This window comes from Lacticaseibacillus chiayiensis (assembly GCF_004123795.1).
Classification (GTDB): domain Bacteria; phylum Bacillota; class Bacilli; order Lactobacillales; family Lactobacillaceae; genus Lacticaseibacillus; species Lacticaseibacillus chiayiensis.
The window spans coordinates 125,664-149,290 of the sequence record NZ_MSSM01000001.1 but is presented as its reverse complement, the minus strand read 5'-3'; the positions used below and the strand labels follow the sequence as shown (position 1 = coordinate 149,290).

At 48.2% G+C, this 23,627-nt stretch carries 22 protein-coding genes and 3 pseudogenes; 7 read left to right on the top strand and 18 right to left on the bottom strand.

All coding sequences use genetic code 11. The features are described 5' to 3' along the window. Positions 1 to 89: 89 nt before the first annotated feature. Both BVJ53_RS00735 and BVJ53_RS00730 read right to left on the bottom strand, forming a co-directional pair. Entirely contained in the window at positions 90 to 1,208 is a 1,119-nt protein-coding gene (locus tag BVJ53_RS00735) for a glycerol dehydrogenase (RefSeq protein ID WP_129300708.1), read from the bottom strand. A 17-nt stretch (positions 1,209 to 1,225) separates the two neighbouring features. Continuing rightward, positions 1,226 to 1,444: a hypothetical protein gene (locus tag BVJ53_RS00730; protein WP_129300707.1), complete on the bottom strand. Its 219-nt coding sequence runs from the start codon at positions 1,442 to 1,444 to the stop codon at positions 1,226 to 1,228. A gap of 386 nt (positions 1,445 to 1,830) precedes the next feature. On the opposite strand from BVJ53_RS00730, the gene BVJ53_RS00725 reads away from it, so the two are divergent. The 4 genes and pseudogenes from BVJ53_RS00725 to BVJ53_RS00710 all read left to right on the top strand — a co-directional run bounded on the left by BVJ53_RS00725 (position 1,831) and on the right by BVJ53_RS00710 (position 4,098). Then, positions 1,831 to 2,100 carry a type II toxin-antitoxin system RelB/DinJ family antitoxin gene (locus BVJ53_RS00725; RefSeq protein ID WP_129300706.1) on the top strand — a complete coding sequence of 90 codons (270 nt, stop codon included), beginning with the start codon at positions 1,831 to 1,833 and terminating at the stop codon, positions 2,098 to 2,100. 251 nt (positions 2,101 to 2,351) lie between these two features. Continuing rightward, a pseudogene (locus BVJ53_RS00720) lies at positions 2,352 to 2,537 on the top strand (type II toxin-antitoxin system RelE/ParE family toxin); the annotation flags it as partial. Positions 2,538 to 2,540: 3 nt separating this feature from the next. Next, the gene (locus BVJ53_RS00715; RefSeq protein ID WP_191983419.1) at positions 2,541 to 2,801 is read left to right on the top strand and encodes a helix-turn-helix domain-containing protein; all 261 of its coding nucleotides are present in this window, start codon (positions 2,541 to 2,543) and stop codon (positions 2,799 to 2,801) included. A gap of 490 nt (positions 2,802 to 3,291) precedes the next feature. After that, a complete protein-coding gene (locus BVJ53_RS00710) occupies positions 3,292 to 4,098 on the top strand; it encodes a manganese catalase (RefSeq protein WP_129300705.1) in 807 nt (268 codons plus the stop codon). A gap of 24 nt (positions 4,099 to 4,122) precedes the next feature. Here the strand turns inward: BVJ53_RS00710 and BVJ53_RS14920 are convergent, their stop codons facing one another. Further along, positions 4,123 to 4,296: a hypothetical protein gene (locus BVJ53_RS14920; protein ID WP_158280520.1), complete on the bottom strand. Its 174-nt coding sequence runs from the start codon at positions 4,294 to 4,296 to the stop codon at positions 4,123 to 4,125. 263 nt (positions 4,297 to 4,559) lie between these two features. On the opposite strand from BVJ53_RS14920, the gene BVJ53_RS00705 reads away from it, so the two are divergent. Further along, the gene (locus BVJ53_RS00705) at positions 4,560 to 6,245 is read left to right on the top strand and encodes a glycoside hydrolase family 13 protein (protein ID WP_129300704.1); all 1,686 of its coding nucleotides are present in this window, start codon (positions 4,560 to 4,562) and stop codon (positions 6,243 to 6,245) included. An 84-nt stretch (positions 6,246 to 6,329) separates the two neighbouring features. Here BVJ53_RS00705 and BVJ53_RS15550 read toward each other — a convergent pair. The 12 genes and pseudogenes from BVJ53_RS15550 to rpiA form a co-directional block, all read right to left on the bottom strand. Continuing rightward, a pseudogene (locus tag BVJ53_RS15550) lies at positions 6,330 to 6,537 on the bottom strand (hypothetical protein); the annotation flags it as partial. 296 nt (positions 6,538 to 6,833) lie between these two features. Then, positions 6,834 to 6,959, bottom strand: a complete 126-nt coding sequence (locus BVJ53_RS00700) for a holin (RefSeq protein WP_414467412.1) — start codon at positions 6,957 to 6,959, stop codon at positions 6,834 to 6,836. A gap of 181 nt (positions 6,960 to 7,140) precedes the next feature. Next, the gene (locus tag BVJ53_RS00695; protein ID WP_129300702.1) at positions 7,141 to 9,423 is read right to left on the bottom strand and encodes a right-handed parallel beta-helix repeat-containing protein; all 2,283 of its coding nucleotides are present in this window, start codon (positions 9,421 to 9,423) and stop codon (positions 7,141 to 7,143) included. A gap of 15 nt (positions 9,424 to 9,438) precedes the next feature. Then, on the bottom strand, positions 9,439 to 10,437 hold the full coding sequence (locus BVJ53_RS00690) for a hypothetical protein (RefSeq protein ID WP_129300701.1): 999 nt from the start codon (positions 10,435 to 10,437) through the stop codon (positions 9,439 to 9,441). 2 nt (positions 10,438 to 10,439) lie between these two features. Next, positions 10,440 to 12,371 carry a heparinase II/III family protein gene (locus BVJ53_RS00685; protein ID WP_129300700.1) on the bottom strand — a complete coding sequence of 644 codons (1,932 nt, stop codon included), beginning with the start codon at positions 12,369 to 12,371 and terminating at the stop codon, positions 10,440 to 10,442. Then, a complete protein-coding gene (yajC, locus tag BVJ53_RS00680) occupies positions 12,307 to 12,657 on the bottom strand; it encodes a preprotein translocase subunit YajC (RefSeq protein ID WP_129300699.1) in 351 nt (116 codons plus the stop codon). The genes BVJ53_RS00685 and yajC overlap by 65 nt, the downstream gene beginning before the upstream one ends. After that, the gene (locus BVJ53_RS00675; protein ID WP_129300698.1) at positions 12,657 to 13,127 is read right to left on the bottom strand and encodes a PTS sugar transporter subunit IIA; all 471 of its coding nucleotides are present in this window, start codon (positions 13,125 to 13,127) and stop codon (positions 12,657 to 12,659) included. Before BVJ53_RS00675 ends, yajC begins: the two co-directional genes overlap by 1 nt. An 86-nt stretch (positions 13,128 to 13,213) precedes the next feature. Further along, complete coding sequence (locus tag BVJ53_RS00670; protein WP_129300697.1) at positions 13,214 to 14,029, bottom strand: PTS system mannose/fructose/sorbose family transporter subunit IID; 816 nt, start codon at positions 14,027 to 14,029, stop codon at positions 13,214 to 13,216. Further along, entirely contained in the window at positions 14,019 to 14,828 is an 810-nt protein-coding gene (locus tag BVJ53_RS00665; RefSeq protein WP_129300696.1) for a PTS mannose/fructose/sorbose/N-acetylgalactosamine transporter subunit IIC, read from the bottom strand. Before BVJ53_RS00665 ends, BVJ53_RS00670 begins: the two co-directional genes overlap by 11 nt. 145 nt (positions 14,829 to 14,973) lie before the next feature. Beyond that, the gene (locus tag BVJ53_RS00655; RefSeq protein WP_129300694.1) at positions 14,974 to 15,474 is read right to left on the bottom strand and encodes a PTS sugar transporter subunit IIB; all 501 of its coding nucleotides are present in this window, start codon (positions 15,472 to 15,474) and stop codon (positions 14,974 to 14,976) included. 12 nt (positions 15,475 to 15,486) lie between these two features. Next, positions 15,487 to 16,664 (bottom strand): annotated as a pseudogene (locus BVJ53_RS00650) (glycoside hydrolase family 88 protein). A gap of 554 nt (positions 16,665 to 17,218) precedes the next feature. Continuing rightward, positions 17,219 to 17,908 (bottom strand): ribose-5-phosphate isomerase RpiA, encoded by a 690-nt coding sequence (gene rpiA, locus BVJ53_RS00645; protein ID WP_129300693.1) that lies wholly within the window; start codon positions 17,906 to 17,908, stop codon positions 17,219 to 17,221. Positions 17,909 to 18,256: 348 nt separating this feature from the next. On the opposite strand from rpiA, the gene BVJ53_RS00640 reads away from it, so the two are divergent. Continuing rightward, positions 18,257 to 19,027 carry an IclR family transcriptional regulator gene (locus BVJ53_RS00640; protein WP_129300692.1) on the top strand — a complete coding sequence of 257 codons (771 nt, stop codon included), beginning with the start codon at positions 18,257 to 18,259 and terminating at the stop codon, positions 19,025 to 19,027. 305 nt (positions 19,028 to 19,332) lie between these two features. Further along, positions 19,333 to 19,977, top strand: coding sequence for a hypothetical protein (locus BVJ53_RS00635; RefSeq protein WP_129300754.1), 645 nt, complete (start codon positions 19,333 to 19,335; stop codon positions 19,975 to 19,977). Positions 19,978 to 19,995: 18 nt separating this feature from the next. On the opposite strand, the gene BVJ53_RS00630 is transcribed toward BVJ53_RS00635, so the two are convergent. The 3 genes from BVJ53_RS00630 to BVJ53_RS00620 form a co-directional block, all read right to left on the bottom strand. Then, positions 19,996 to 21,015, bottom strand: coding sequence for a sugar kinase (locus tag BVJ53_RS00630; protein WP_129300691.1), 1,020 nt, complete (start codon positions 21,013 to 21,015; stop codon positions 19,996 to 19,998). Between the two features lie 150 nt (positions 21,016 to 21,165). Next, positions 21,166 to 21,804 carry a ThuA domain-containing protein gene (locus tag BVJ53_RS00625; protein WP_129300690.1) on the bottom strand — a complete coding sequence of 213 codons (639 nt, stop codon included), beginning with the start codon at positions 21,802 to 21,804 and terminating at the stop codon, positions 21,166 to 21,168. 15 nt (positions 21,805 to 21,819) lie between these two features. Then, on the bottom strand, positions 21,820 to 23,616 hold the full coding sequence (locus BVJ53_RS00620; RefSeq protein WP_129300689.1) for a DUF2264 domain-containing protein: 1,797 nt from the start codon (positions 23,614 to 23,616) through the stop codon (positions 21,820 to 21,822). Positions 23,617 to 23,627 lie beyond the last annotated feature (11 nt).

The following is a 23,627-nucleotide window of genomic DNA, read 5'->3' as shown; positions in this document are numbered from 1 at the left end:
GCAAACTCGTTCAGGCGAGGATTGGCGATCCTCACATGACCCCTATGGCATACACGACTTGGCTAAAATCTTCCTACAACTGTCGACGGTTATTCCGCTAACGCATGACCCTGATAATCCTTGGAATATTGGTCCACTGCACGCATCGCCGCAACGATTGCTTCCGGTGACGTATCAAACCGCAATTGATCAATCCCGGTCCAAGCGGCTGCAGCATCATTGGCCACCAGCATCAACTCGTCATCAGTCGCGTCTTCCCAGCCGAGGTCTTCCAGTATTGTTGGCAAACCAACCTGCAAGAAGAAGTGCAGATAGTGATTAATCACATCCCGCTCGGCATTTTCCATCAAAAGCTGTGTCAGAAGTGAATAGGCCACTTTTTCGCCATGCATCAAGTGCTTACCTTTTTTCAAAGCCGGGAAGGAATTCTGCAAGGCATGCGCCAAACTGGTACCGCCGCTTTCGAAGCCCAGACCGCTCATTAAAATGTTGGCTTCAATGACCGCTTCCAACGCCGGTGTGACCACCTTGGCTTTGTTGGCTTCAAACGCCTGCGCGCCAAACTCAAAAATCGTATCCGTTGACGCCTGGGCAATTTTCATCGCCGTGATCGTGCCGATGCCTTGCGCATTGGTAAAGCCGTGGATGTCGCCAACGGCCTTGGCTTCAACATAAGTCGACAGCGCATCGCCAAAACCCGAAGCCAAGAACCGTGGAGGCGCCTGACTGATAACGGCCGGATCGACCAGAACCAAGTCCGGACTCTTGGTGTGGAACTGGTAGGCATTAAACGTACCATCTTCGTTGTACAGCACCGATAGCCGGGAAATCGGCGCATCCGTTGAGGCTAGTGTCGGGATGATTACGGTGTAAATGTTCAAATGCTGGCCGATTTCTTTGGCCGTATCAAGCGTTTTGCCCCCGCCAATGCCGATCACAAAATCCGGCGTATCCTTAATTTCATCAATCGCCTTTTGGATCTCTTCTGGTGAAGCCTCACCGCCGAACATCAACTTGGTCACGGTATAATCATTGTCCTTTAGATAGTCAATGAACCGATCACCAACCAAACCATACACATTCTCATCACCGACAATCACCGCTTTGGTACCGTACCGGCTTAAATACGGATCCGCGTTAAACAAAATGTTCTTAGCTTGAATATAATTCGATGGACTGATAAAAATCTTCGGCAAATCGATTTGCATGTCGTGCGCCTCCTGAATCAGCCAAACGTCTCGTTGAGTTCATCAATCAATTTGTTCATGCTTGCTTCGTCACTGTGCACTTGCGGAATGGCAATTAGTTGTTCAAGTGACAGATTCTTGACCATTACAACGCCGGGGTTGGTTGATGCACCGGCAACATACTTATCGACAATCTTCATGTAGCGTTTGTCAGCCAATAGTTCTGACAACTTGGTATCCTTACTGAACTTAGCCATGGTAATGAACCTCCTCTTTCTTAACCCTTTGACATTAACGCGCTCACAGTCGCAGGAGCCTGCGTGTAAGGGCCTTGGTCGCAATGGCCTAAACCCGGGCCATCACGCCCAAGGCCACTTACACTTCGGCTCCTAACCGCGCCAGTTCGCGCTCATTAAAAAAGAGAGCTAACCCAAACTGGTATAGCAAACACCAGCGGTTATCTCTCTTCTTCTCTTTAACCAATTGAAGCTTATAACAGCGCTTTCATTTTGTCAATTTAATTGACTCGTTTGTCTATACGATTCGAGACTTTGCGTTATATTTCAACTTCAAATCTCATCATACTTATTTTGGGAAAAGACATGATACAATACGACTACCAGGCAGAAAGGGGTAACCACCGATGTCAACCGAAAAAAGAGAAGCTCAATTAAGCATTCGAATTGATCCTACATTAAAGGAAGCTGCCCAAAACGTGGCGAAGGACATGGGCATGGATTTATCCGCTGCCGTTAATATGTTTCTTGTCAAGATGGTCAAAGATCACGCCTTGCCATTTACGCCAACCAGCTTGCCAGCCGAAACTCTGCAGGCATTGAAGGAAGCAAAGAACTCCGCAATATTGACGAAGTATCGTACGCCAGACGCCATGTGGAAGGATTTAGTTGTGTAGACTTGATATTTAAGACGGTAAGATAACTTTAGAAGAGGTACACTCATGGGAAAGAAGCCAGCGAATCACGTTTTGAAATTTAAGGACACTCCATCCTTTAAAGATGCTTTTAAAATAATTCGCCCAACTGAACGCGCGAGTATAAAGAATCTGTAAAAGAGATGCGCGCTTTTTTAAATTCAGGACCCAAAGTGACCGTGGTCAATTGACGAGGCAGGATTAAATAAGTGGATACTAAGATTTGTTAATAAAAGGGATATTCAAAACCGTTTTTTGAATTACGGCCAATGCTGGAGCGAATATTCTATGCAGCTTGGAACAAAAATCATTATATTCTGCTGCATCACTATACTAAACGCCAAAACAAGACAAACAGACGCGAAGTTCAAAAGGCTTTAAGCAATCTTGAAGACTGGTTGAAGCGAAAGGAGAACTAGATTATGACAGCGTGGAAGGAATATAAACCGACAATCACTGCTTTATCGTCTGAAGAAATGACCATTATCGATACGCTGGCAGAGTTAGTGGCAGAACGTATCAAAAGGGGAATTAGTCAAAAAGACTTTGCCGAAAAAATTGCCATGAAGCAACCACAGCTTGCAAAGATTGAGCGTTTAGATTCAATTCCCACGCTAGTCACCTTAAATCGGTATGCTGAAGGACTAGGGCTGAAAGTCAAAGTTTCTTTGGTACCGGCTTAGGTTCTCACTGAATCGTTGGCCAACCGGTTTACTGTTCGAAGCTTTGCGACTGGCACTGCAAGAAGCAAGGAACCCAGACGAGTTGAGAAAATATCGCTCCGCGGAGACCATGTGGGAGGCGTTAGCTGTATAAGCTTAACCTTCATGGTAACCTTTCAACATGAATGGCGAAGGCAAAAATGTCTTCGCCTATTTTTGTACTTAGCGGCCATAAGATATTTTTAACCATTTCGTTTTGCCGCGGAATGTAGGGCGTTCCCCGGCCTTTTTCCGCCATTCATGAATTATCTTCTTATTGACATCATAATATGACGCACTATATTTAATTGTGTACAATGTTTATGGTGTCAACATTGTACATGATGTGGCGGGGCATTTCGCTTTCTTTTTAAAGCAACTGTCGTCTTGGCGATGGCAAGATCCAGTGCAAGTCGCACACTGCAGGGTCTTGTCCACATCTGCCTTGATCTTTCAAGAAAGAGGGTATTTCATGTTTAAGCACACGCGAAAGTTGCAATACAACGCGAAACCGGATCGCCCGGATCCATTGATGGCGCGCCGGCTGCAGGAATCACTTGGTGGCCAATGGGGCGAAGTAACCGGGATGATGTCTTACCTGTCGCAAGGTTGGTCATCGACCGGCAGCGAAAAGTATAAGGATTTGCTGCTGGACACCGGTACCGAGGAAATCGCCCATGTCGAGATGATTTCGACGATGATCGCGCGGTTGTTAGAAGGTGCGCCGATTTATGCGGAAGCTGACGCGTACCAGTCCGATCCGGCACTGGCTGCGGTCATGGGCGGCATGGATCCTGAACATGCGATCGTGCATGGGTTAACCGCCAGTTTGAACAACCCCAACGGCGCCGCCTGGAACGCAGGCTACGCAACTTCCAGCGGCAACTTGGTAGCGGACATGCGCTTCAACGTTGTCCGTGAATCCGAAGCCCGTCTTCAGGTAAGCCGCCTGTACTACATGACCCGCGATGAAGGTGTCCGCGACATGCTCAAGTTCCTTTTAGCCCGCGAAACCCAGCACCAACTGCAATTCATGAAGGCACAAGAAGAACTCGAGGACAAATACGGGGTGGTCGTTCCAGGCGATATGAAAGACATCGAACACACTGAATTTTCCCACGTACTGATGAACTTCTCGGATGGCGACGGCTCGCGTGCCTTTGAAGGTCAAGTCGCCAAAGATGGTGAAAAATTCACCTACCAGGAAAATCCTGAAGCTATGGGCGACGTGCCAACCTTCAAACCGGCCGATCCGCACCTGCACAACGATCAAGGCTAAGCGAATCTGGCTTTGCAACGTTGATTAAACACTAAGATCTTCGGCTGAAACAAAAATCCTGCGAGCATGCAAACTGCGCAGACTGGTGATTAAAACGGTGCCGACTGTTTTATCTATTTGTTTCAGCCCGGTCAAGTCAAAGCCCCGCCACATGCCCTTACGATCACCAACATATTTTCCGGTAAGCAATGGTTTCATCCGGTTGCTTGCCGGATTTTTTTGAAAAGATTTCGATTGTGCGGCGCAACTGCCTTGAGTAAACCGGGTTTACACCATTTTTACCTGCGTTGATGGATGAAACCTTTATACTGAAATTGACGATATATATTAACGCGTTTAACGGCGCAGAAGTCTGCGTGTAAGGACCTCAGGCGCAATGGCCAAGAACGGGCCATCACGCCCAAGGCCACTTACACTCCGGCTTCTAAACGCGCCGGCTCACGCTCAGGAGGTTTTTCCACATGCATAAAAGTTGGTGGCAGGAAGCAGTCGTTTACCAGGTCTATCCGCGTAGTTTTCAAGACAGCAACGGCGATGGCATCGGTGATTTGCCCGGGATCATTCAACATCTGGATTACATCAAGCAGCTCGGCGCCGATGTGATCTGGCTCAATCCAATTTACAAGTCGCCCAACGCCGATAACGGCTATGATATCGCAGACTACCAGCAAATCATGCCTGAGTTTGGCACGATGGCGGACTTTAAACGTTTGCTAAAGGAAGCCCACGCCCGCGACCTGAAAATCATGATGGACTTGGTCGTCAACCACACCTCTGACGAACATCCCTGGTTCCAAGCTGCCAAGCAAAGCCGCACCAATCCTTATCACGACTGGTACATCTGGCGCGATCCCGTCAACGGTCATGCCCCAACCAATTGGCGGGCAGATTTTGGTGGCTCGGCATGGACCTATGTGCCGGAAGTCGGCCAGTATTATCTTCATCTTTTCGCAGTCAAACAACCCGACCTCAACTGGCAAAATCCTGCGGTACGCGATGCCGTGTTCAACATGATGACTTGGTGGTGCAAGCAAGGCATTGACGGTTTTCGCATGGACGTCATTAATCTGATTTCTAAGCCGGATAAATTTAAGGATGACCCGCATCTTTTTGCACAACCCAACGGCAACTCGCTGGGTCTGATTGCCAACGGTCCGCATGTGCACGACTATTTGCGCGCCATGAATCAAGCGGTGCTGAGCAAGTACAATCTCATGACGGTTGGCGAAGCGCCTGGCGTGACCCCTGACCTGGCGCTGCAATACACCGGTTTTGACCGCCACGAATTGGAAATGGTCTTCCAATTCAAGCATGTAGGCCTTGATAACGACCCGCAATTCGGCAAGTGGTCCCTGCATCGCCCTAAGCTGACCGATCTCAAGCGCGTCTTATCCGACTGGCAAACCGCCTTGCACGGCAAAGCCTGGAATAGCCTGTACTGGGACAATCACGACCAAGCTCGCGCCGTCTCGCGTTTTGGCGATGACCGCCCGGCTTTCCGGGTACGTTCCGCCAAAATGCTCGCCGGCACGTTGCATTTTCTCGAAGGCACCCCGTACATTTATCAAGGCGAAGAACTCGGGATGACCAACGCAGCCTTCCCGTCCATCCACGACTATCGCGATCTCGACACGTTGAATGCCTGGCACGAGCTGGTCGAACAGCAACACGCCTTGGCGCCGGAAGATATGCTGAAAAGAATCCACCGCCGCTCGCGAGATAACGCCCGCACGCCAATGCAATGGACCGCCGAGAATCAGGCCGGCTTCACCAGCGGGACACCGTGGCTGGCCGTCAATCCCAATCACACGACGATTAATGCGACTGACGCCTTGGCCGATCCGGACTCGGTTTTCTTCTTTTATCAAAAGCTCAACTGCTTGCGCAAACAGTATCCGGACTTGATCGTTTATGGTGACTACACCTTACTCGATCCGAATGACGCCGAGGTCTATATGTATCAACGTCACGCCGCTGATCAGGAACTACTTGTTGTCAGCAACTTCACTGACGAGACACTCACCCGGAACATCACTAAACGCCAGCCACAAGCTGCTCAGTTGTTGATTAGCAATTACGTCGATGACGCCGGTGATACGCTACGACCTTATGAAGTTAAGGCATATCTGGGTAAGCGACGATCTTGAAGGCGAAAAGACTGGCACGGCAAGCTGTCTCGCATACCGTCAAGCTTTCACCGAACATGAATAACACAAACAACATAACAACGTCACAATTTCGTCACAACTGCTCGGTAGTATTAACAACATAGAAATGAGCCACCCACTCATTCCTACAAACCCCAACCCAACTTTTTCATTTTTACTCCTCCAAAGTAGAAATCGCCGACCGGTTTCCCAGCCGGTCGGCCAATACATAACAACCCCCGCTGTTTGCTGAGACAGCGGGGGTTTTGTGGTTACAGAATGGCCCAAAAATATGATCAGGGATGATTGCGGTTAGCTGGATTTTCATGCTAGAATGGCTTTAACAATCCAAAGAACGTTAGACTTCCGCTCAGAAATCTAGTGACGGTCTTTTTGATTGCCTAAAATTGCTATCACGTATACTCATGGACAAGAATTGTTGTAGCCAGATCGTTTTTCATGCTACAATAAAAAACGAAGAGGAGCACTGGTTAGCTACAGCACTCCTCCTCTGGCAGAGTTAGTTGTTTGAGACAGCTGGCATTGAAGTTGTAACAATCTGAAGACCGTTAGACTTCCACCAGAAATCTAGTGACGGTCTTTTTGATTGCCTAAAATTGCTACGATAACATCAATGATGAATGCAGCCAATGCTATAGTGAACATAGCAAAGGTCAGCATCAGCATCAACATCAACGCGTCAGCAACGGACAACAGGGCACCTCCCTTCGTATAGATTTTGATCATCGCGCATAGGCGACCACCTCACAATACGTTGGATTTGCCAAACCGCCGTATTAACTTCTCTGTTACAGCCATCATATCATATGAATAGCAAAAACGCCTACAACCGCAACGGTTACAGGCGTTTTTTATTTACCAGGATTTCTAAATTTCACTTTTCTCTGGCATGCTTCAAATACAAACTGCCAAAAACGCCGCTGACAAGAATCAGCACCCCGAACATCGATAAGCCACGAACCATTAAATCACCTGTTTGCGGTAACGTTTCGTCCTCCCGATCACGCTCAGGCTTTTTCTTACCGCCAACGTCATGCTTAGAAGCCCTTTCTTGAGGCGTCGTCGAAGGCGTTTGAGCAATTTTCTGACCGTCAAGCTGATTCATGGCTGTTTTCAACGCCTTTACCGCCCGATCAACAGTGGCTTGATTGACCTGCGAATCAGCTAAAACGCTCTGGCCATCCACTACAGCTCGATCAAACGCCTGCTTTTTGGCCACGCTTGCCAACAAATAACGATCGGTCTTCTTAGCATCAAGTGCCTGATCAATCAACGCTTTTAAATTGTCTTTATGCACCACCGGAACCGCCGCTGCTGCTTCAAAGGCGCCGATTGTCGGATGTTGAAAATCAATTGGTTTGCCGGCAAAGTCTTGGCTAATCGGGAACTTTTCTTTCACTGCCGCCGGGGTTAGCGCATCCACGTTAATCCCCGCCTTGGTAGCTGGCGATTGGGCTTGCGGCACAAATGCTGCCAACTCGCTGCGATCAAAGGTACCGTCCGCATGGCGAATGACGCCGCTCGGTTTTGCCCCAGCGTCGGCCAACTGTGGATCTGCAAAAATATTCCCACTCACGTCCACGGTCCCGGCATGGCTTTCATCCATCAGCGCTTGCGGATAAAATAGGTTATGATCCAATCGGCCTTCGGTAAAGACCGGGCGTTTCGTGCCATTTTGATTGACGACAAAACGTGGCACATTGCCACCCGGCGCGTAAACCAAATTGTTGACGAAACGAATTCCCGTCTGGCCGTTGTTGGAAATCATCAGGTTTTTCACGGCTTTGCCGACGATGAACGTGTTGTTGTTGAACAGCGGGAAGCCGTCGATGCCGTCAACCTTGCCGGAAACCACGAAAATCAAATGATTCAGCGCCGGCGATGGCACGTCTTTCACGTCATTGACGCTCAGGTTATAGCGGAAAACGTTATCCGTCTGATGATCGCCCATGAACAAGGTGAACCCGCCGGAATTATCGTGTGAGTAATTGTATTGGTAAACGCCTTTGGCTGCGAATCCGTCAAAATCAAACGCGGCGCCATCCAGATAATGGTTGGGGATATCAAACACTTCATTATATTGCGCAAGGTTATATTCGCCGCCCATAAACCACAGGCCGGCAAAATTTTTACTGGCGCCAGCTTTGTTTTTCGAGTTCGGCATCGTGTTGGCAGCTTGCACGGTATTATACTCAGCGGTACCATTTTCGCTTGCACTAATCACAATCCCGTCACCGGCGCTGTTGCGAATGTAGTTATTTTTGAAAACCGTTTTAGCGCTGGCCTGAAAAGAATACTGATCCCAACCACCTGGCAAAACCGAGGCGTTGGCATCATTGCGCAGCCCTTCGTTGGCGACATCGGTGATGACATTGTGGGTCGCCGTCACATCGGTGTTGCCGACAATGATGATGCCACCGGAATTTTTCCCCGCCGCCACCAACTTGCCGGTTTGGTCGAGAATCAGGTCACTTTGATACGCTCCATCGACATTGTGAACGTGATTATTCGTAATTGTGATGCCAGTTCGGTGCGAAGCCTTAAAAATCGCCAGCTTCTGTTGCACCGCCGCAGCATCATTGCCAGCCGGATAGTCGCGAGGAATGTCGGACGCGACCAAAATCCCAATCCGCATCCCCTGCCGATTTCCGTCACCGGCCGTATTGGTCACCTCTAAATCGGCAATCGTCCAATGATTGGCATTCCACAATTCAACGGTTCCGGTCATCAAATTAAGATTACTCAAATGCCGCGCATGATAAGGATTTTTGTCAGCCGTCGTCCCCATGCCGTTGATAATCGCTTTTTTGCCGGTGCTGCCTTGGTTGTAACTGCCAAGCGTGATCGGCGCGCCACTGGTTCCTTCACCGTTTTTTGCACCATCCAAAATCAATTGCCCATTCCAAACGCTATTGGCATCCAACAAAATGCGATCGCCTGGCTGAAAATGCGTCGCCGCCACTTTTTCCAGCGATTGCCACGGCTGATTTGCCGACAACCCGTCATTGTGATCACTGCCATCGTTGGCCACGTAAAACGTCCGCGGCCCGGCGGCTAATGAGCGTTGCGGTGCCTGCCCGTTGACCAGCACGGCTAATCCAACCATGGCCAGTAAAATCGCCAATAATTTCCCTTGTGTCACCCGCCATTGTTTCATCCTTCATCCTCCATTTTACGCTAACGTTTCCTTGGCAAGTACGGCTGGATCACCATTCACGCCGGCATGTTTAGCTCGGTTCGCTAGCGTCTCGGCCAGTTGCTTCTGCAAAATTTTCGCCGTCACATCTTCTTGCACATCGGCAAATGGGACAAAGCCGCCATGTACTGATTTCGTGACGCGCACAAGACACATTTTCCGATCCGACAACCATGCCGCAAAAATCTGGCCAATCTGCCCGGTGTGGTCATTGGTCGCCCGCAAATAGGCGCCGTAATATTGGTCGGCATCATGCAGCGAATCGGTTTGGTTCAGCTGCCCTTGGAAACCTGCTGCGCCAAATACCTTCTGCACGCTGGCCAAATCAGTTTGCTGGCCGTTAACCTGCTGAATCATCGCGGTAAAATCACTAAGATTATTGATTTTTCCCCGGTTAAAAGTCAGTGTTTCATAATGGATGACATTCGGGCGCGCCCAATATTTGCTTTTGTTGTGGCTATAAAAACCCCCTTGCTGCTTCTCCGTCACCGACTTACGGTGTGCCTTAACGTACTGCGACTGTAATTTCAACATCAACTCGCGATGCTGTTTCTGTGCCGCGGCCATTCCCGTCAAATCCGCGCCGGTGCCGTTAGTTTTCTTCAAAACCGCAAACTCCGCCAACGGTTTGTCCAGCAGTTTTGCCTTCACCAACGCCTGATCTTCCACCACAAACTGCCGCAGCTTTTTCATCGCCTGCACTTGCGCGGCCTGTTGCGGCGTTTGGCGTCCGTATTTTGTCTGCCAAAAGTGCGTGTCATACTTGGCGTGATACTTGGTAACATAGCGATTGACCGTTAAGGCTTTTTCATTTTGTAGGAATAAACGGTAAACTTTGGTCGAAATCGGCGTACCCGCCACGGCCAGCGCATCCGTCGGCTTGAGTGCCTGACAGCCGCCGATCGAAAATGTCAGCGCTAGCGAAAGTAAGCCCAACAATAGCCGCAGTTCAAGGCTTGTTTTCTTCTTTTTCATCCTTAAAACACCTGAAAATGTTGCTTGACCTGCTGTACCTGCCGCTCAAAAATATTCAAACTGCCATACGCCTCGGTACCATCAAACCAATAAAGTTTGCGGCCAACGATCGTATTTTCCGGTTGCAGGGTCACCAAAATGTTGCGTCCCTCGCCCAAATCAATGCGGAATCCAGCCGCTAGCCGTTGCGGCACAAGCGCTTGGCGATCGCCAGAGTGTTGCGCGGCAATCGGCGTGAGAGTCAGCGGTTGTTGTTGCGACGCAAACACCGCCGCTTGCACCGTGAAATCGGTAAATGTCGTTTCACTTTCCACCCGCGTCAGGTGCTCAAGTTCGTTATACCGCGGTGAAAAGAGCTGCTGACTGGTCCACATTTGGGTATCAGTTGTCGCAAAGTTCGCCACCTCACCAAGTTGATAGCCATGATCCTGTTGTGTCACAGTTAACTGCGGCGCAACCTGCCAAAACCGTTTCAGCGAATGGCGCCCGGGCTGATGGATCATATCAACGACCAGCCATAAACGTTCTTGGCTTAAGCTGATCAACAGCCGCGTGACAAGCGCTGGTTGCGTCTGTGCCTGATCAAGAAACGTCAGCTTAACCACCTGCCCGCCGCCAAAATCGATCAATGAATGCTGCACTGGTGTCGCCACATAGCGATACTTCCACGAGTCGTTTGGCAAGCTAAACGGCCGCTGATCCAGCATGACCGTATTATGCGCAGCCACTGACTTGAGCTGTCGCCGTTCAGTCCCGTCAACATATGTGTAACGACCCGGGTCCACCAACACGTCATGGCCGCCAATCGTCAAATCGACATGCCCCAGCGCTGCGTGTCCGTGGCCACTGCCTAAATTGCCATTAAACACATGCCAATAATCTGCTTTAGCATCCCAACCAGACCGCCAAAAGTAATTGCCGCTCGTGGTCGCCGCAAATACTTCTGACAGCGACTGTTCCGCGTCCGCTTTTGGCACCTGCCATTCCTGATGCCTCAGCTCTAACAAGGCAAAATCAACCACCGGTGCCAACCGTTGCTGCAATGGTGATGGTTGTTGCAACAGCGCTGCCGACGCATGGTACAGGCTGTCAATCCGAATCGCGTCGGTGTCGCCTTGCTGCAGCAACAATAAATCCGGTTTCACATACTGCGTGATCATTTGTTGCATGGCACGGGCTTTTATCAGCACGATCGGCGCGACTGGCATCCCGGCTCGCTGCTGTGCGGCAATGACGGCTAGGGTGCTCCGCCAGACTTCAAGTAGATAAAGCGGCGACTGTTCCCATTGCATCCCTTGCGCGTCAACTTGCAAATCCAGTTCAGTCTCAAATTTTTGCTGGGCCCACTGGACAATCGCGCGCGGTAAAACCTCTGGAAAGCGCGCCGCATATACCAAGATACCCGTGGTGATCAACACACCCCAGTTACTGATATCAAATTTTTCAGTGTAATTTTGCTGCAAGTATGTCGCCTGAACATTGACGGCTTCTTCAATGCGGGCTTGCTCTTCATGGGTTAACTGCTGATCTTCCAACAGATTCGCGACAACACCCGTCCAATTAAGCAAGCGAATGCCGGTATCAATCGTGCGCCAAGTATCCGGCACCGCCAGATTTTCATCAAGCCAGTCAAACAACAAAGCTTTCATTTTAACTTGATAGTCACTGCGGCCGGTTTCGTAATAAGCTTCCAAAAGATCCAGCAAATACTCTTGGCGCTTCAACATATACAACCACTCCGGATCCCCATTAGGCGTCTGCTGCCAGGTAATCGGATCCATGGTGTAACTCACTTGCGTTGGTTCCATCGCATAAGGACTGTCAAATAAAAATTCGTTCTTTAACAATCGGTCAGCATTTTTACGAGCATCATCCGTGAGATGCCGCTGTTGACTCAACTGCTGAATGTACGTGGTCCAACTCGTTTCCGTCACCTGTCGCCGCCTCCTTCACAACACCAGCAATCCCCATCCGTTTAACCGTGATCACGGTATTAGCTGCAATTTCAACTTGAACGTCTTCCTGATTCAAATGTTTGATTTTCCCGACAATGCCATCAATCAAAACAATCTGATCACCAGGTTTCAGATTCGCATGCATCTGATCAACCATTTTGGCCTGTTTGCGCATGGCTGATCGTTTCGCCAGCGGAATCGCGACTAGATAAAGTGCACAGACAATGATCACCATCACAATCAACGCAATTTGCCACACCGTCATCAGATCCCATCTCCTTCATCTTCGTGCTTAATATCCGGCACCGGCACTTCATCAGAGTTGGTCTTCATTCTGTCTGGCAAAATTTCAATCAAGTCTTTTGACAGTGTGACGGTATGCCGGAGTGTTTCATCAACGCTGGCATCGTCAAAGCCGCCCATATTTTTAGCGTATAGATCCAAAATCAAGTTCAATGGCGCACTGGAAATAATGTATTGGTGTGGCCGATTTTGCTCCAGCATCAGCCGCGCAACTATTTGATGTGGCGCGCCACCAGTCATGTCAGCGAAGACCAAAGCGTGATCATTTTCATCAAGAAAACTTTTTAACCGCTGCTCGAATTGCTCGTGAGTCGTGGTTTCGTCCAGATTAAACGCGGTCATGCCCTCTGTGGTACCGATTAACAACTTCAAGGCGGACAATACCCCTTCTGGATAGCGCCCGTGACCGACAACTGCCATTGCGTAATTCATGTGTTCAAATCCTCCAATTTTTTCGCCTTGTTAATTTCTAAAACAGCCGTCGACAAAGGTTTGCGACGGCCGAATGCATCATCTGTTTACTTTAAGATCCCCAGCACCGATAGCAGGACGCCGGCAACAAAAAGCAAAATGACAATCTTGTAAATGGTCCATTTTTTCTTGGTAATCAGCCAATAAACAAAATACGTGAGCGCAATCGGCAGCATGTACGGCATGATCTTATCCAAAATGGTCTGAATCGCCACGACCTGCGTCTTGCCTTTGATCACCTGCGTATACTGCCAGGCTAAGTTGACTTTCACAAAAGAAACCGACAACCCGGCAATCACGGTCAGGCCCAACATGCTGGCGACATCGGCAATTGCCGCCATCCGATCCGACAGTGTGTCGATGATGCTCGTGCCGACTTTCCAGCCCAAGTATCCCATCAACATCCGAACACCGAATGTGATGCCGAACAAGCACAGAATAAACGGAATCGGCGCCCAGGTCATCCCCTGAAGTGCCAAGGAGGCAAAAATCGAACTGAACAGCGGTGCCAACCCGAATTGCGAAAGCGCGTCGCCAATCCCGGCTAACGGTCCCATCAATGCAAACTTGATCGCCCGCACATCATTTTCATCCTGACCACTGTCATACATGGCAAGCATGATGCTGGTCACAAACGGATATGGCTGCGGATTCGTGTTGTAAAATTCCAAATTGGACGTTGTCACGCGCTTAAACTCCGCTTCATCGTCTTTATAGATTTTCCGCAACTGCGGCATGATACTGTTCGCCATTCCAGTTCCCTGCATGGTGCCGTAGTTTTGGGCATTTTGTAGGACATAAGAACGGAGAATGGAGTTTAAATAATCTTTTTTGGTTAAAACCGGTTTGCGACTAGATGCCATCTTCAATACCCCCTTCATTCTCGTTACTGCCGTCATCGTTGCCGTTAGTGCCATGATCCTTCTTATCAGCACGGCGACCATTGTAATAGTTGTTGAACGCCAATACAGCCCCGGCAAAAGCTAACCCGATAACCGGCATCTTCAGATAGGCAACGCAAACGTAACCCAGAATCAGCGCCGGAATATATTCCTTCTTGACCATCGTGCTCATGATTAAGGCGAACCCAACGGCCGGAAGCAACCCGCCGGCAACGGTCAAACCACTGATCAGCCATTGCGGAATCGCCTGAACGAACACCTTCAACGCCGACGTACTCAAGGTCGCCGCAAAGCCGAAGCAGAAGGCGAAAATGATGAACCCGAGCAACGTGGTATTTGCCAGGAAATGGAACCGCCGATACTTGCCTTCTTCAATCGCCTTTCGTGACCATGCCAAGTTGTTGGCATTGACCGAGAAAATAAACGTGATGACGAATGGAATCAAAATCGCAAACGGATACGACAGCGACAAGGCCGCGGCCGGTTTCAACCCTGAAATCGAAATCGCCATGATCGTGCCAACCACGCCTGGCCCCAACGGATTAGGCGGGGTTGAGCCCCCGGGACCAACCCCGAAGCCCATAAAGGCCAGTTCCGCAGTTGCCCCGAAAACAACAGCTGTTTGCAAATCACCCAAAATCAAGCCGATACCAAATGAAATAAATAATGCCCGGTTGGTGTAAATGCCCCATTGCTGGCCGGCAAAACAAAATGCCGCCCAGAGACCCACCAAAAGTGCTTGAACAATAGAATAGGTCATGCTTTTCTCCCCCTTGAGCGTGAACCGGCGCGCTTACAGGTCAGCGTATACGCAGTGTCGGGCGGGATGGCCCGGACTTTCAGGCCACTGCGCCGGAGATCCTGACACGCAGACTTCTGCGCCGGTGAACGCGTTATCATAAGTGTTAATGCTTAGCAACATAATCGTTTAAATCAAAATCCGATCCGACATCGTTCCCCAGCGGCGTCGTCCGCGTGTTCAAATCCACATGATACTTTTCATGCAACGTCCTCAACGCGTGCAGGTCATCTGCATCCACCGAAATAAAATTCGTCAGTCGCGTTTTGCCTTCTTTCATATGAATATTGCCCACGTTCAATTCTTTGATCGGCACACCACCTTCCGCCAACGTCAAAACATCCTGCGCCGTTTTGACAATAATGAAAATTGTTTGCCGCGGCGATGCTTTGAAAATCTTATCGATCGTCTCTTGAAGTGAAAAGAAGCGAATTCCCACCGACTCCGGCATTAATGAAGACATCAACTGTTGCTGAATGTGACTTTTGGCGACCTCGTCATTGGCCACGATCACCAAGTTGACGCCGAGGTTGGAAATCCACAACCGTCCTTGTCCATGAATCAGCCGCTCATCCAGCCGTACTGCCTTAATATTTGGTTCCGTCATTTTAAAAGCCTCCTACCAATATAATTGCCAATCCTTATAAAACCTGATCAACGCTTCCATATAGAAATAGTCGCCCCATAAATTCCCCTCATCCACGCCATGACTGGAATGCCATGAATAGACGCCGTGAAGCAAAAGCGGTTCCGCAGTTTGGCCGTCCACCGGCGTCGCATAATTTTGAATCAGCGACTTCAACTGGGCATGCATTGCCGCCCGATAAACCGGCTTATCCGGATCCGACTCCGGCAAATATTTCAACATCTCATGCAAGCCGCATACCGCAATCGCCGCTGAAGACGAATCGCGACTTTGATCACTGCCGTCTTGAAAAATCAGATCCCAATACGGCACATCATCTCCCGGAAGCCGATTTAAGAAAAAGTTGGTCACGGCTTTGAAACTGTCAAATGTGGCCGCATCATGCGTGTCATAGTAGTGCAACGCCGTCCCGTAAATCGCCCACGCCTGCCCGCGGGCCCAATCGGAATCGTCAGCATAACCTTGCCGCGTCGCCCCACGTAACGGATTCCCCGCATCATCGAAGAAATAAGTATGAAACGTGGATCCGTCCTCACGAAACACTGTCTTAAGCGCCGTTTGGTAATGGCGATCAGCCACCTGCCGATACTTAGAATCTCCAGTCACGTTCGTTACCCAATACAGCAGCGGAATATTCAGCAACGCATCAATGATCAGCCGATTTTCATCCTTAGCGCCCTTTGCGCCCCACGCCTGGATAAAGCCGCCTTTTTCATGGAAACGCGTGAGCAACTGGTCGGCCGCCTTGATCCCAGTGTCCTTTGCCAACGTGCTGTCAGTCAGCCGATACGCACTGACCACTGATGGTGAATACAAAAAGCCTAAATCGTGATGATCAACGGAAACTTTGCGATCAATCCGGTCAGCAAAACTGGCGACATTCTTTTCGGCCAACGCACGATACTTGTGGTCACCTGTATACTCATAAGCCAGCCACAACAGGCCGGTCCAAAAGCCATTGGTCCATTCCGTATTTTTCATCGGCGCATAGCGGTTGTTCACCGTTGAGGCTCAGGAAAATTCTCGCCGAACACCTTCATGTTTAAATCAAGATGCTTCACAGCATCATCCAGTGCTGCCGTCACCATACCTTTGTCCACGATCCCGGCGTTAAAAAAGCGCTGGGCATTCATTAAGTTTTCAGATTTCAATTTCTGCCTCCTTGATGCTTTGTTGCTGATTGCTTGGATCACTAGCTATGTAAAATCGGTGTATACCTTTTGGAAATAGAGTTCCCGCCACATGATACGTTAGGAAAAATCGTCCTTCTCAAAAACTCACCTGCAGAATTCGCGCCTCGTCACGTAGGAAAACTCAACTATTTTGATGAAATGGTTAAAAACAAAGGATATTGTTGAGCCGTTCATTTATTTCTTTATGATAAACATTCTTTCTTTTTATTTCCAAAACGACTATAACATGGAAGCGCTTTAATGTAAATCATTTAAGAACATTTTTTCCCAAATTCACGGCTTTAAAAAACGGTTAAAGCTTATAAAGGCTGTTTTAATAAGGTTTTAAAAGAAACATCTATAAACATTTATAATCACTTTTAAGTCATCCGTGAGCATCAGCCCGCTGAATCAGACCGAATCGGCAAAAACGCCAACACAAAAAAACCTCAAAACCAAATTGCAGCTTTGAGGGTTTATCGTGAGCGCTGTTCAGCAGACAGTGCGCGTTTGTTGTTTATTTTAGTTAGTTATTAACCGCGGTGCGCATCCAAGATTTCCGGGCCATGCGTGGTGCCGACAACCACGGTTTTGACGAGATCAAGGAATAGCCCATGTTCGACAATCCCCACCTGCCTGTTCAGCCATTCCGCTAACAAATGCGGATGGTCGATGTGCCCAAGATGCAGATCAATGATATAATTCTTCGAGTCAGTCAATGCCTTGGTGCCGTCGTCGTTCAGGCGATAAGCCGGCTTCAGGCCTTCATCCCTAAGACGCTGCAACAACTTGCCGCTGCCAAAGGGAATCACTTCAAGCGGCAACGGAAACTTACCCAGCGTATCCACCAATTTGGTTTCATCCACAATCCAGATATTGCGCGCAGAATTAATCGCCACAATTTTTTCGATCAAATGCGCGCGTCCGCCGCCTTTGATGCCTTGGAAATGCTTGTCCACTTCATCGGCGCCGTCAATCGTTAAATCGATTTGCGCCACTTCATCCAGATCCTTCATGGGAATGCCAAGAGACTCTGCTTGCTTACGCGTCCGCACGCTGGTCGCAACACCGGTCAGATTCAGGTGCTCTTCCTTGACCCGTTGTGCAATCGCTTCAACTAGATAAAACACTGTCGAGCCAGTGCCCAAGCCAATCGTCATCCCGTCTTCAACAAATTCAGCTGCCTTTTGAGCGGCCTCCTGCTTCAACTTATTCTGATCCATGGTCAACCATCCTTTTCATTTAATAACTTTATTATATCTGATTTTCCGAACGATGGACGCTCAGCAAATGGCTTGTGTCCTTAGATTAACCTGTGCCCTTTTGCCAGTTGCGCCCGCTTCAAGTTAAGCTTTTCTTAAATGAATATCACAATTTCCAAAAATGAAACAAAATATTTTGAAACAACCCGTTATTTTGGTAATCTATATGTAAACGCCATCAAACAAGCAATGTCTGGGCGCGACCATTGCAAAAAAACAGTATTCAGTAAGAAACACACTGGACAAACCATTTTTTTCAATGTATATTTCTATATAATAAACTTTTAAATTTTGTTTGGAGGCCTTCAATTGGAACAAGTAAAGGAAAACCACCAAAAACCTTATGGCACGGTGCTCATCAAAGCTAAGGACATCTTAGACTATCTCATGAAGGCTGATGATCCACCATCGCTGGCAGACATGAGCGCCGCCTTAAGTTCGTCAAAACCGACGATTCTAAAGATTCTCAACACGCTAGATATGATTGGCTTTGTTCGCCGTGATGAAAGCACCAAGCGCTATTATCTCGGCACTGAGCTCATTCCATATGCCAAAAAAGCGCTCGACAGTTTTGACATCGCCAAGGTCGCCCGGCCGTTCCTTGAGACTTTGCGTGATGAAACCAACGAGACGATTAACCTCGGCATTGTCCGCAACGACAAAATCGTGTTGGTCGAAAAGCTTGAAAGCCCCAACAGTATCAAGTTGGAATCTATCATCGGCGGTACAATGAACATGTACTCGTCCGCGATGGGCAAAGCGCTGCTAGCCAACTATTCGCGCAAGCATTTAGATGATTATCTTGAGACGCATAAGCTTAAACCACTGACCCCAAATACGATTACCAGTCTGCCAAAACTTCGCCAGAATCTGAAAAACATTCAAGAAATGGGCGTGTCCATCGATAATGAAGAAAACCAACCGGAAGTTCTTTGCCTCGGTGCTTCGATCATGAAAGCTGGCAGAATTTATGGTGCCTTCAGTATCAGTTCGCCGAAATATCGAGTGAACAAAGAACGGCAGTCCAACTTCATCCGTTTGTTGCTCAATACACAGCACGCGATTGAACAAACGCTGTAAGGTTATTATTAACTGCCCATCAGTAATCGCAACCGACCCACACAAAAGGCAGTCGCCCCGCTTGTTGTGACAACAAGCGGGGCGACTGCCTTTTTCCATTATAAATATCGCGAATGGTTTGTTCCTTGTCCCTCATTGCTATGCGTTGACAGCCATTGAGCAATACATGAAATTTATTAATAGGAAATGCTGTTTCTTATTTAAAAAACGTGGTATATTGAATATACTTCAACAAACGGACACCACTTTGTCATCAGGAGGAGCTTATGTTTATTAATTCGCGTACGGAACGTTGGTCAGGTTTGATCATTGGCTTATTGCTAAATGCTTTTGGCCAAGGTCTGTGTATCGTTGGTGCGATGGGAAGCGGTATTTGGACAGCAGCAGCGATTAACCTAAATGCATGGCAAAACTGGGACATCGGCATCATTTTGATCATCAGCGGTTTTTTAAATGCCTTAACCAACCAGTTCTTGATTAAACATATTGATTTGCCAAGATTCATCGGGGAAATTATTTATGCTATTTTTTATGGCTATTTTGTCAATATTTTTACATGGTTGTTCACTACTCTGGGAGTTGGCACTTGGCCAGTCGTGGCGCGCGGATTGGTTTCATGCTTTGGGGTTGTTTCTTTTGGGATCGCGATTTCGTTATATCAACGAGCAAACATCATTATGCATCCAAATGACGACACAACAAACATCCTTCGTTTTCTTTATCTACGGGGAAACGCGACGGCTGCACAAATGATTGACTTCATTCCACCGATCGTGGTCATCATTATTGCTTATTTTTCTTCTGGGCGTTTACTGGGTATTAACGTCGCAACAATTTTTTCCATCCTGTTTAATGGTGTTATCATTGCTTGGGCCGACAAGCATATCTGGCCCCAGCTAAAGCATAACTTCAAGGTTTCTGATCAATTAGAAAAGGTTTCACAGGACTGAAATGGGCTTGGCGAGCCTTCAGCGATTGACCGAATTACCTGACGCCATCGCATTGCGGATATCTTGATCTGTAGCCAGATTCAAATCGCCTGGAATCGTCAACTTCATGACAGATGCCGTAATCGCATAATCAATCATTTCCTGCGCTTTAAATCCGTTCACAAACCCATGAACTAGCCCCGCGCCAAACGCGTCGCCACCAGCTACGCCTTCATAAACGTGCATTTTATAGGTGGGACCTTCAACCATCTGACCATCGTGCAGCATCATGGCTGTCCATTGGCTGTCTTCGACTGAATGAATATCGCGCAGCACGCTTGCCACCGTGTGACAGTTTGGATATTTGGCCTGAACTTCGCGCATTGCTTGTTCAAACTGCTGTTTTTGCTCAATACCGCGCGTCATATCGCCATCAAACGCTTTAATACCCAGCGTTGCTTCAAAATCCTCATCATTGGCGATGCAAATATTAATATACGGCATCAATGTCTGCATGCACGCTTGGGCTTCTTTAGGCGTCCACATTTTACCGCGATAGTTCATATCGCATACAACGGTCACATTGCGATCACGGCAAGCTTTGCAGGCATCAAGCAACGATGCGCGAATCGAATCCGACAAAGCTGCAGTGATCCCGGAGAAATAAAAATAGTCAACATTGCCGAGAAGCTTTTCCCAATCAAATTCAGTTCGCGAAACAGTCGCAAACGAGCTATCAGCACGGTCATACACAACATTCGTGTTTCGGACACTGGCACCTTTTTCAAAAAAGTAGATCCCTAGACGCCGACCACCGCGCAGAATTTTTTGCGTCTTCACGCCGTACTGACGAACAGTATTGAGCGCCATATCACCGAGTGCATTCTGAGGCAACTTGGTTAGAAGCTCAACATCATCCCCCAAAAGTGCCAGCGACACCGCAACATTGGCCTCAGACCCACCATAATTAGCATCGTACGTATTTGCCTGAATAATGCGCTGATGGTCGGTTGGTTTTAAACGCAACAGCATCTCGCCCATCGTTAAAATTTTTGTCATTGTTTGATCTTCCTTTCGCCTAAGCTCTGATGACCTGCGACTCATGCTATAGTCATAAGGTCGATTTTCAATAATAAATAAAAAAAGCTTCAAACAAGCTGTGCTTTCAGTTACAAGCAGACTTGACGTCATCCGCTTCCACTCACTAAATCACTGCGCAGCCCACTGAAACCCTTGCAGCGTTAGCCTTGTAACTTCCGGACGTTGACAAGTTGTGAGATCATGCCCAAGCGATTGAAAGAAAACCCGGCCGCGGCCCCACCGCTTGATCCAAGCAACCGGAAGATGAATCGGCTCCGGATTAGTTGCCTCTGGATGCTCACCAGCTGCAAACACAGTATCCGCTAACACATGAATCGCAGGATCCATCAGCACAAAATACTGCTCGGTTTGAATCTCAAAGTCATCCAAATGCTGTGTAATTGGATGCTGATGATCCAATATCTTCACGGTATAGGTTGTATTGAGGCCACCAGGATGTGCCACAAAACATCCACCGGTTAACCAAAGCCATTTTTTATTGTTTTGAAAGGCCGATGTTAAGCCACCATGAATCCCCGCCAAACCAACGCCGTGTGCAACTGCTGCAGAAATATTATCAAATCGCTCAGGACTGAGTTCACCGCGCGTCCAGTGTATGATAATGAGATTAAAGTCGAATAGCGTGTCGACATCATCGAGCACATCCAGTGAGGGCGTGCGCGTCACGTCAAATCCTACTTCCTTTAATTGCGCGGCGAGATAAGCACTTACTGTGGCTGGCTGGTGTCCCTCCCAACCACCATAAATAAATCAACGCTCTTTTCAATTTTTTCGCCTCCTCTTCAGTGGTGTTGCTCGCGAAATTGTTACAAGCCGACCAGGCATTTTTAGCTCAAAAGCTTTGTCTGACATCGTCAAGGACACTTCTGCGATCTGCTTCTTGGTATTTGGATCACCAAACACCAAACAGCCTAAGACGTGCTGACCAGCTGTAAGCGTCGCTGTCAATACAGGAATGGCGTTTTTTTCCGGAGAATAAAGATTCGTATTCGGCCCTTGTGGTACTAACAGCGGTTGCCGCGTTCCTGCTAAACTTTTAATCAGGGATTGACCGTGATCGCTATAAGCTACGCACACTGTTTCACTGATGCGAGACTGATTATATTTATGGTTCCAATTTGCTAGCGGAAAGCCCCCTTCTGCAGTCATCACTGCATAGGGTGTGTCAATTTCGTGAAGGCGGACATGGCAATTGGCAGCCACCGGTATTAAATAGCTGACCACTTGAATGTCATGCCACACTCGCCACTTGCTAACTGCGTATTCAGAAAAAACGGCCGCATCGTCAATCACATGGCGTGTTGCATATTGATCGTGCCCCGGGATTGAAAAAGCCAGTGTTGAGTCAATCGCAAACTGACTCAACCCACTTTGTCCGCGACTGACGTTAAAGCCGAAATAGGTCGAGTAGGCAAACTTACTATACTTTTCAGTGCCGCGGTAAAGCTGGGGACTATTAGCATATTGGCGTGCTGACAAAGCCGTTACTTGCTGATCGTCATGGTCAATCAAGAAACCCGGTCCAGTTTCAGCAACATGGTGCCATTTCTCTAAGCTTGCTTCTTTTACCTGCCAAAAAGCGTGATCAGCCGGCAGCCCTAACAAAATCAAGCTTTTGAAGGCCCACATTGGCGAACCGGGGGCATTATAATCTTCCGCCATCACTTGCTGGGCATAGCCATAACCGATGGCAAGATTATGTTCGGCCGGAACCACAATCGGTTGTTTTTGCCAAAACCGAAAATTCCGCAAGATAATGCCTTTAATCTGCCCAAGTGAGAAGTCCGAGTCGCGATACAATCCGGTCGTCACCATCGCGCTCCAAAATGAAACGTGAGCAAATCGGTAAGTCAAGCTACGTCCAAAAGGCAATGAACGACCTTGATCATCAAACCAATATTGAAAATCATGAGCAAATCCAAGTGCGCGTTGCCTAAACAATTGCGCTGCGTCATCATCGACAAAACTGGCATAGATCATCCCGTAGAAGTGAAACGCAAAAGCAATGTAGTAGTCAGACTGCTCATTGGATCCGTCTGTATACCAGTTATTGCCTTTATAGAAGGTCTCAATCTTATCAAGCGCATCCGTTAACTTTTCCTTCGAATATGGAAAGTGATTTCGCCGAAGCGCCGCATTGATGAGAGCCAAGAAAAAGTACCAATTACCAGCAGGAAATTCAATATCGTTAATTGTGTTTAGCCAAGCAGCAAATTGCTTTTGTCCTTTTGCGGAAAACAAGTTAAGAAACCGTTCGCGATAGGTACCAAGGGCATAAGCAATGACGCCAAGTTCAACTGCAATCTGGCGGTTATGGGTCGTTATCGCCGGTAAATCGCCAGTTTCAACCCTCCGCTTTAGTTCATTTAAATAAAATTGCTCACTCGTTGTTAGCGGCTCCCCGCTAAAATAAGCTGGCAAAATTGCCCAAAGCGGTCGGAGAATCGCCTCTAGTTCGCGAATCTCTGGCAGGTAGGCCGCGCCGCTTTGATCGAGATATTTTAGATCTCCGGGAACCATTTGCTTTAACCACTGTAAAAGATCTGCTTTCGTCTGCACGTTTATCCCTG

Bases quoted from the DNA above. Each gene is read 5' to 3' on its own strand.
- BVJ53_RS00630 (WP_129300691.1), bottom strand. From the start codon at position 21,015: ATGACAAAAATTTTAACGATGGGCGAGATGCTGTTGCGTTTAAAACCA.
- BVJ53_RS00735 (WP_129300708.1), bottom strand. From the start codon at position 1,208: ATGCAAATCGATTTGCCGAAGATTTTTATCAGTCCATCGAATTATATT.
- BVJ53_RS00730 (WP_129300707.1), bottom strand. From the start codon at position 1,444: ATGGCTAAGTTCAGTAAGGATACCAAGTTGTCAGAACTATTGGCTGAC.
- BVJ53_RS00655 (WP_129300694.1), bottom strand. From the start codon at position 15,474: ATGACGGAACCAAATATTAAGGCAGTACGGCTGGATGAGCGGCTGATT.
- BVJ53_RS00715 (WP_191983419.1), top strand. From the start codon at position 2,541: ATGACAGCGTGGAAGGAATATAAACCGACAATCACTGCTTTATCGTCT.
- rpiA (WP_129300693.1), bottom strand. From the start codon at position 17,908: ATGGATCAGAATAAGTTGAAGCAGGAGGCCGCTCAAAAGGCAGCTGAA.
- BVJ53_RS00665 (WP_129300696.1), bottom strand. From the start codon at position 14,828: ATGACCTATTCTATTGTTCAAGCACTTTTGGTGGGTCTCTGGGCGGCA.
- BVJ53_RS14920 (WP_158280520.1), bottom strand. From the start codon at position 4,296: ATGAAACCATTGCTTACCGGAAAATATGTTGGTGATCGTAAGGGCATG.
- yajC (WP_129300699.1), bottom strand. From the start codon at position 12,657: ATGACGGTGTGGCAAATTGCGTTGATTGTGATGGTGATCATTGTCTGT.
- BVJ53_RS00695 (WP_129300702.1), bottom strand. From the start codon at position 9,423: ATGAAACAATGGCGGGTGACACAAGGGAAATTATTGGCGATTTTACTG.
- BVJ53_RS00710 (WP_129300705.1), top strand. From the start codon at position 3,292: ATGTTTAAGCACACGCGAAAGTTGCAATACAACGCGAAACCGGATCGC.
- BVJ53_RS00725 (WP_129300706.1), top strand. From the start codon at position 1,831: ATGTCAACCGAAAAAAGAGAAGCTCAATTAAGCATTCGAATTGATCCT.
- BVJ53_RS00690 (WP_129300701.1), bottom strand. From the start codon at position 10,437: ATGAAAAAGAAGAAAACAAGCCTTGAACTGCGGCTATTGTTGGGCTTA.
- BVJ53_RS00675 (WP_129300698.1), bottom strand. From the start codon at position 13,127: ATGAATTACGCAATGGCAGTTGTCGGTCACGGGCGCTATCCAGAAGGG.
- BVJ53_RS00705 (WP_129300704.1), top strand. From the start codon at position 4,560: ATGCATAAAAGTTGGTGGCAGGAAGCAGTCGTTTACCAGGTCTATCCG.
- BVJ53_RS00670 (WP_129300697.1), bottom strand. From the start codon at position 14,029: ATGGCATCTAGTCGCAAACCGGTTTTAACCAAAAAAGATTATTTAAAC.